Annotated in this window: 9 protein-coding genes; all 9 read right to left on the reverse strand. The window is 37.0% G+C overall.

From position 1 onward, the window contains the following. Window positions 1-449: 449 nt before the first annotated feature. On the reverse strand, window positions 450-905 hold the full coding sequence (locus V7659_RS19275; protein WP_144548735.1) for a TlpA family protein disulfide reductase: 456 nt from the start codon (window positions 903-905) through the stop codon (window positions 450-452). A 65-nt stretch (window positions 906-970) separates the two neighbouring features. After that, window positions 971-1,519, reverse strand: coding sequence for a peroxiredoxin (locus V7659_RS19280; RefSeq protein ID WP_098572591.1), 549 nt, complete (start codon window positions 1,517-1,519; stop codon window positions 971-973). Window positions 1,520-1,794: 275 nt separating this feature from the next. Further along, the gene (locus tag V7659_RS19285) at window positions 1,795-2,916 is read right to left on the reverse strand and encodes an N-acetyldiaminopimelate deacetylase (RefSeq protein WP_335541477.1); all 1,122 of its coding nucleotides are present in this window, start codon (window positions 2,914-2,916) and stop codon (window positions 1,795-1,797) included. Window positions 2,917-3,006: 90 nt separating this feature from the next. Further along, the gene (gene dapD / locus V7659_RS19290) at window positions 3,007-3,717 is read right to left on the reverse strand and encodes a 2,3,4,5-tetrahydropyridine-2,6-dicarboxylate N-acetyltransferase (RefSeq protein ID WP_335541478.1); all 711 of its coding nucleotides are present in this window, start codon (window positions 3,715-3,717) and stop codon (window positions 3,007-3,009) included. 75 nt (window positions 3,718-3,792) lie between these two features. After that, window positions 3,793-4,680 (reverse strand): LysR family transcriptional regulator, encoded by an 888-nt coding sequence (locus tag V7659_RS19295; RefSeq protein WP_335541480.1) that lies wholly within the window; start codon window positions 4,678-4,680, stop codon window positions 3,793-3,795. Window positions 4,681-4,713: 33 nt separating this feature from the next. Then, window positions 4,714-6,228 carry an MDR family MFS transporter gene (locus V7659_RS19300; protein ID WP_335541481.1) on the reverse strand — a complete coding sequence of 505 codons (1,515 nt, stop codon included), beginning with the start codon at window positions 6,226-6,228 and terminating at the stop codon, window positions 4,714-4,716. A 55-nt stretch (window positions 6,229-6,283) separates the two neighbouring features. Further along, window positions 6,284-6,736 (reverse strand): cyclic-di-AMP-binding protein CbpB, encoded by a 453-nt coding sequence (gene cbpB / locus V7659_RS19305; RefSeq protein ID WP_335541482.1) that lies wholly within the window; start codon window positions 6,734-6,736, stop codon window positions 6,284-6,286. A gap of 151 nt (window positions 6,737-6,887) precedes the next feature. Next, window positions 6,888-7,124: a YkuJ family protein gene (locus tag V7659_RS19310; protein WP_026566292.1), complete on the reverse strand. Its 237-nt coding sequence runs from the start codon at window positions 7,122-7,124 to the stop codon at window positions 6,888-6,890. A 223-nt stretch (window positions 7,125-7,347) separates the two neighbouring features. Next, a partial coding sequence (locus V7659_RS19315; RefSeq protein ID WP_335541484.1) for an EAL-associated domain-containing protein occupies window positions 7,348-7,778 on the reverse strand: 431 nt, incomplete at its 5' end.

The raw sequence follows: 7,778 nt of genomic DNA on the forward strand, positions 1-7,778 counted from the left end.
GCAAAATCTCCCATTTTCGAACTTTTCGAGTAAATAGACGGAATTTCTCCGTCTATTTAAGCATTTTTTAATAATAATTACGATTTAGACGGAATTTTTCCGTCTATTTATCAGCTCGGATGCTTAAACTGATCCCCCAACCGATAAATGCGGACCCTCTTGATCCTAGATGCGGGAATCAACAGCATTTTATCAACCAGCTTATAAAAATCAATATAATTGATACTCAAAACTGAACTGCTAATGGCACAAGTTTTGGCCCTCTTCTTTCATGGTACAATACTTATTGTCCTGCCCTTTGATATGTCAAAGTTAATGAAACTTTCATAGAAACCTTGATAAAAAAAAGACGTATGCCAATTCATACGTCAATTCTTGTGTCTTTTAATAAGAAAGTACCCGAAAACGGAACCCTTTACGAATCACACCGAGCAGCTTTTCAATGTTTATTATTCTGTTTTTTCCAATTCATCTAATACACGGTTTACACGTTTCTCGAGCATTTTCATGCCGCTTCCACCTGCTTGGAAATGACGAAGCTTACCCTCACGGTCAAAGACATAATAAGCAGGTACATATTGATTTTCGAATGCTTCTGTTAACTTATGTTCACTGTCCACAAAAATCGGTTGATTGATACCATGTTCTGCAGCTACTTGTTTAATGTCTTCTATATTCAAATCGTTTTCAGAACGAGGCATATGCACAGCAACCACATTTAACTTGTCCTTAAAATCATCACGGAATTGGTTGACCTGAGGCATAGCTTCTTTACAAAGATGGCAGCTAACCGACCAAAAATGAATCAAGGTAGGTTTTTCACCAATTAGGTCAGATTTTGTTACTTCACCATTTAACCATTCAACCGCCCCAGTTAATTCTGGCATTGGTTCACGTAATTTCATTTAGATTTCCTCCTATTAAAAAGACCTAACACTATAATAGGTTAGGTCAATCTATTTTCTACAAATTATACGTTCAATGTAGCTTGTCCTGGCTTCCAGTTAGCTGGGCAAAGACCACCAGTTTGTAATGCTTGAAGTACGCGAAGAGTTTCATCAACATCACGGCCGATATTGTTGTGGTTAACAACAGAATACATTAATTCACCTTCTGGGCTGATGATGAATAATCCACGTAATGCGATACCTTCTTCTTCAATTAGAACGCCATAATCACGAGCTACAACATGGTTAGTATCAGCTGCTAATGCGTAATTTAAATCGCCAAGACCATTTTCTTTACGGTCTGTTTTGATCCAAGCAAGGTGAGTATGAATAGTATCTGTAGATGCACCAATAACAACTGCATCTAAATCATCAAACTCTTCATAGCGGTCTGATAATGCTGTGATTTCAGTTGGACAAACAAATGTAAAGTCCATTGGATAGAAGAATAATACAGTCCACTTATCGTTTTTCATGTTTTCTTCTAGGCTAACTTTACCAAATTCTTTGTTTGGCAATACAGCATCCATTTCAAAGCGTGGTGCTTGTTTACCTACCATACGTTCAGGCATTCAAATCCCTCCAAATATTAAATAAAATGAGTGTTTATAGCAATTCTCATTTGCTATCTTTTATCACAATCCTAATTATAGGACAGAACTTATTTCGAGTCAATATTAAATTATAATTAATTTAATTTAATAAACATTATTAATTATAACCCTATTTCCCCTTCATAAGTTTACCCTTTTTGCTACAGAATAACACGACGATATGTAACAATTTCCCTTTTAATTCTACTTTAATTTTATCATGATTGCGAATCAGAATAAAATAATCCGCCTGCTTAATTATTCCCCAGATGCGAGAAATAAGATGTAATAACTTTAATCGCTACACCTATTGCTTCTTCCTGTGGATTTAACTTTGCATGGTGTAAACCATATGGTGATTCTACACCAAGCCAAAACATTAGCCCTGGGATTTCTTTAAGCATATAACCAAAGTCTTCACCTGTCATCGCTTCCTTGCACTCAATGACATCCACATCGGTTTCTTCTTGAATATATTTCATAAAGTCTCTTGTGATCGACTCAGTGTTATATACTTGATGGTACATCGAACCATAATCGATAGCGGCTTCACATTCAAAGCCAGCCTCGGTTCCTTTAACAATTGCTTCAATGCGATGTTTAACCTTTTTCATTGACTCACTAGAAAGTGTTCTAATCGTTCCTTCAAGTTTTGCCTTTTCAGCAATGATGTTTTGAACTGTGCCTCCAGTAATTTTTCCGATAGTTATAACAGCACTATCTAATGGGTCCACATTTCGCGAAACAATGGTTTGTAGCTGATTGACCAATGAACAAGCGGCAACAACCATATCATTCGTTTCATGTGGTCTTGCTGCATGCCCCCCCTTACCCTTTAAATCAATAAACAATTCAGAGGTATTTGCAAATAATAAACCTTCCTTCACTGCTATTGATCCTACGGGATATTCTGGTGCGATATGTAAGGCAAAAATTTGGTCTGGCTTCCATTCTTGCATTTCTTCTGATTTCAACATTGGCTCTGCTCCGCCAGGTCCTTCCTCAGCCGGTTGAAAAACAAATAAAAGGTCATCTATAATTGGATTTTCTGTAAAATAAGTAAGTACCCCAAGAGCGATGCTCATGTGAAAATCATGACCACAAGCATGCATCTTGTCATTATGTGCAGATGAAAAGGGTAAGCCTGTATCTTCACTTATAGGCAATCCATCAATATCTGTTCTGTAACCAATTGTTTTTCGAGGATTTATACCGTGGATCTTAACAAACAATCCCGTCTTCCATTTCTTTATTGTCATTCGGTCTTGTCGCAAAGACTCAAGGTAATTTAATAAGTATGCCTGTGTTTTAAACTCTTGGAATCCTAGTTCTGGTATTTGATGAAGGTCACGGCGGATTTTGATAAAATGATTCATTTATTACCTTTCCTCCCTATAAAAGAAGCGTGGAAAGAATCCACGCTTCCACTTTTACTATCTAGCTCAACCGCCTAGGCGCTTTAACTTTTATAGTTGTCGAAGTTCTTGCATAATTTCTGTTTTCGATTTTGTTTTTTCGTCGATATCTTTTATTTTCCTAGCAGGCATTCCAGCTACAACTGTATATGGTGCTACATCTTGAGTAACTACTGCACCTGCAGCAACTACTGAACCTTGTCCAACTGTTACCCCTTCAAGGACAACGGCATTTGCTCCGATTAAAACATCATCTTCAATTACTACTGGCTTAGCGGATGGTGGCTCAATTACTCCTGCTAATACCGTTCCTGCACCAATATGACAGTTCTTACCAACAGTTGCTCTACCGCCAAGGACAACCCCCATATCTATCATGGATTTTTCTCCAATCACAGCACCAATATTGATAACAGACCCCATCATAATAACGGCATTATCCCCAATCTCTACTTGGTCACGGATAACTACACCTGGCTCAATTCGCGCATTAATATGCTTAGTATCTAATAAAGGAATTGCAGAATTACGGCGGTCATTTTCAACAACATAATCTTCAATGTTCGCTTTATTCGCTTCTAATACTTCATTAATTTCAGACCATTCACCAAAAAGAACACCAGTATTACCATTAATAAAGGTTTTTGTTTCATTACCAAAATCAATTCCCTCTAATTCACCTTTTACATAAACCTTTACTGGTGTAGATTTTTTGCTATTTTGAATAAAAGAAATAATTTCATTTGCATCCATCATTTTCATAAGTAGGCCCCCTATTGTTGTCGTTACTAAAAATTACTTTATCAAACAAAAGAAATGAAAACAAGAAAAACCACCTTATTCTTCTGAAGATTCTGCGATATATTCCTTAATTAATTCGACAAAAGCTTTAACTTGCTTTAGTTGAAAAGCTGATTCATAGCCCAAAAGCCATGTATCCCGTTTTAAGGGGTGATTATTCTCATCAACAAGCGGTATTTTGAAAATATCCCTTTCAGTTTTCGTTAATGTTATCGCTGGTAGTATGGCATAACCGATACCATTAAAGGCCATTTGTTTACAGGTTTCAATTTGGTCAACAACAACTGTTCGTTTTGGTGAAGTCTTAAAATTTCGCATCCACCAATCTTGAATTTCCTGATAATAATTTGAATCACTCTTAAATTGAATGAAGGGGCGATCCGTATGTAACACTTGTTCAGGACTAGTAATTTCCCTGTCAACTAAATATAAAGGGTCATTAAAAAGGTGGACTTTAACACCTTTCCAATCAGGTGTTCCGCGAATAATTCCAATATGAACTTGATCCTCATACAAGGATTTTAAAATTTCGCTGCTCCATCCAGTCACTAATGAAATTTTGGCTTGAGGATATCTATCAATAAATTTCTTTAACACCTGAGGAAGCCAGTTTTGCCCTACAATCGAAGCAACAGCAATTTTTAAAGTGCCTGACACCCCAGACTGGAGAGAATAAATGGTTTCACGGACCTTTTCTTGCTTTGTTAGCACATCATTGACAAATTGAATGACATGTTCTCCAGCAGGGGTTAGTGCTAAACCTTTTTGTGAGCGAATAAATAATTTAGTTCCCCAATCTTTTTCAATTGTTTGCAATCGTTGTGATAGGGCTGGTTGTGAGACAAATAGACGTTCTGACGCCTTTCTCATATTCATTTCCTGGGCCAATACAGATAGCAGCTGAAATTCAGATAATGAGGACAAACTGACCACTCCTTAAAAAAAGCCCTGTGAAAGTTACACAGAGCTATCAATCTTTTTCGGTATAAAAAATATTAATAGTAAACTAATCACAGCAAAAGCAAGGACAACATAATAAACAAAGTGCAGGGAATGGGTTAATCCATTCTGCAAGATACTTCGGGCTGATTCTGATAGATGGTCTCGTTCAGTCGATTTTAAGAGGATATTGACATCATCCACCGAATAGGGATGTCCATTTTGGCTGAAATATTGACTTAGCCGATTATTTAGGATACCTCCTAGTAATGCGGCCCCAATTGTATTTCCCAGATTTCGCATAAACATATTAGATGCGGTAGCGATTCCTCTCTGTTCCCAACCAACAGTGCTTTGAATCGAGACAATAAATGCTGTTGATGTTAAGCCCATTCCTACTCCTACCAAAAATGAACCCACTGCTGCCCAAAGAGGCCCAGAAGACGCTGACATCGTCACAAAAGCGATACTGCCGATGATTAAGGACACCCCGCCAATAATCGATGTTTTTCGGTACCCAATGGTTATCAACCACCGTCCGGCAAGAGTGGATGCTATAGGCCAGCCTATTGACATCGTTGTCAATGTAAATCCTGCGACAATAGGTGTTTGTTCCATCACACCTTGTACAAATGTAGGTAAAAAGCTCGAGATTCCAATTAACATAATACCCGTTGTCAGCGAGGTTGTGTTAGCGATAAGAATTGAACGTTCTTTCCATATCGAAAATGGCATAACCGGCTCCTTAGCACGGCTTTCCTGAATCACGAATCCTAGTAATGTTAAAGCACTAAATGCAAATAAACTTAGTGTCTGCCAAGAACCCCATGCAAAGCGGCTTCCACCTTCCACAAGAATAAACATCAGTGAAGAGATCGTGAACGTCAATAATATCGCGCCAAGGTAATCTATCTCATGCTTTTTCTTATTGATATCTTCATGTAAAAACATCCAGAGTCCCACTAATGAAAGAATCCCAAGCGGAATGTTAATCCAGAAAACATAATGCCAGCTTACATATTGAACAAGTAAGCCCCCCACAGCTGGTCCTGTAATTGCAGAAATACCCCAAACACTAGACAGATACCCTTGAATTTTAGCCCTTTCTTCAGTAGTGTAGATATCACCAACGATGGTTGTCGCGATTGGTGTGACAGCCCCAGCGCCAAACCCTTGAATCAAACGAAATATTATCAGCATTTTCAAGGAAGTAGCGAACCCACATAGAATCGAACCGATTAAAAAGAAAATAATTCCGATTGTAAGAATTGGTTTCCGGCCAAATAAGTCAGATAATTTCCCATAGATGAGAACGGTTACAGAATTCATTAATAAGTATGCAGAAAACACCCAGCTATAAAGGGTAAATCCGCCCAGATCTGCAACAATGGCCGGCATTGCAGTGGAAACAATCGTGGCTTCAATCGCTCCCATAAACATCGCTAACATCACTGAAGCTAATACTAGTGGTTTTTTTGTTTGCTTTCTTTGTGAACTTTCCTTGGTAACCACCTTACCAGTAGGATTACTCATATTACCACCTCAAACTTTAAAAAAATCAAGCTCCCATTTCGGGAGCCTAAAAGCATCATTTTTCACTGTTTTGAAATTTATTAATTATTTTATTTACTTGATTTAATAAAGTGCTTCTTGGTAAAATGCCTTCAAAATAACCATCTTCAGTCTCAACGCATAAAAAAGGTTGAGTAACAAGTAACTCAATGCATTCTTTAATAGATGCAGAAATTTTCACTCGCGGTACCGAGCTTTTCATAATCTCTTCTACGCGTTTCTTCTCTAGCTGTTCAAACTCAATTCTTTCTAATCCTAGAATTGAATCCATAATAATAGGTGTGCTAATTAACCCATGAAGTTTGTAATGGGGATCTAACACAGGGATCGCCGTATAACCGCTTTTTGTTAAAACTAATAAGGCATGCTCGAGGTTATTGCCAATTTGCACATGTGCGACCCGTTCAGAGGGAATCATTAATTCTTTTATCGTTAATTTTAAAAATTCATCGTTAGGAAGACTGATCATCGCCGAAACTCCTCAAATTTGTTTTTCTACAGTTACATTCTACCATAGTATTCAGGAGTCTGTGCTAATTTTGGTACCTTAACGGTGGAAACGTTTTTGCCTCCTCCACCATCGTGCACGACATGAAAAAGAAAGGAACCCTTAAGGTCCCTTATTGAATCAAATCAAAAATTTCAATTGTAATCATATCAATATTGTCAAATTGATAACGTTTTGGTTTTTCCTTTTCATTATATACTTCTAATTCAAATGTTTCCGTTTTCGGATGAAATGTTACTTGACACTTCCGATCTCCGTTTACTTCGAAATAGCGTTGTGCTGGTTCACCACTATTTGCTGTTTCCTGAAGATTTTTTAATCTTGTTAATATACCTTGAAGCTGTGACATGCGCTCCGACTCCTTTCCAACCAAACAAACATCTACAATTATATTTCTCATTTAGCATTTTTCTATCCGAGTGGATGACTTTCATAATTTTCCAGCCGTATTTTTAATATGCCAATATTAAAAGAATAAAATAACACCGACCATTTGTCCAAGTAAAAATAAAAAAATAGGGTAATTTTTTCTATATGAACGAATTTTGGGTATTAACTATCCATTCAATCCTTTAAAGTAATTGGTCGTTTTGAAATAAGTATTGATAGGAAATATCAATAAACAAATAATCATCCCCATTCATAGGAAAAGAAAAAGTACGAATGGTTTCTCCAGTTTCTATATCAGAATATAAGTCGGATAAAATCCCTTTTCGTTCATTTCTCATTTTAATAATATTTTCTAAAAAATATGGCCGCCAGCTCCAGTTCTTATGAATGTATTCGGATTGTGAAATCCAACCATCTTTTGCTTTGAAAATATTTACAGATTTCTGGAAGCCATCCTCATCACATACATACATCCTAAAGGCAATCTGGTCTAATTCTTTTATTAAAGCCTGAAAAAGTGTTTGATATGTTCCATTCCTGTTTTTCATCACAATCTCTTGGACCTTAGCTTGAAAGGATTCTGCTGTTGTATAAACGGCCTCTAATTTCTTTT

Source organism: Neobacillus drentensis (assembly GCF_036966985.1).
Classification (GTDB): domain Bacteria; phylum Bacillota; class Bacilli; order Bacillales; family Cytobacillaceae; genus Neobacillus; species Neobacillus drentensis_E.

What these genes read in the sequence shown, in the direction of transcription:
- V7659_RS19275 (WP_144548735.1), bottom strand. Translation starts at nt 905, where the DNA reads ATGAAATTACGTGAACCAATGCCAGAATTAACTGGGGCGGTTGAATGG.
- V7659_RS19280 (WP_098572591.1), bottom strand. Translation starts at nt 1,519, where the DNA reads ATGCCTGAACGTATGGTAGGTAAACAAGCACCACGCTTTGAAATGGAT.
- V7659_RS19285 (WP_335541477.1), bottom strand. Translation starts at nt 2,916, where the DNA reads ATGAATCATTTTATCAAAATCCGCCGTGACCTTCATCAAATACCAGAA.
- dapD (WP_335541478.1), bottom strand. Translation starts at nt 3,717, where the DNA reads ATGAAAATGATGGATGCAAATGAAATTATTTCTTTTATTCAAAATAGC.
- V7659_RS19300 (WP_335541481.1), bottom strand. Translation starts at nt 6,228, where the DNA reads ATGAGTAATCCTACTGGTAAGGTGGTTACCAAGGAAAGTTCACAAAGA.
- cbpB (WP_335541482.1), bottom strand. Translation starts at nt 6,736, where the DNA reads ATGATCAGTCTTCCTAACGATGAATTTTTAAAATTAACGATAAAAGAA.
- V7659_RS19310 (WP_026566292.1), bottom strand. Translation starts at nt 7,124, where the DNA reads ATGTCACAGCTTCAAGGTATATTAACAAGATTAAAAAATCTTCAGGAA.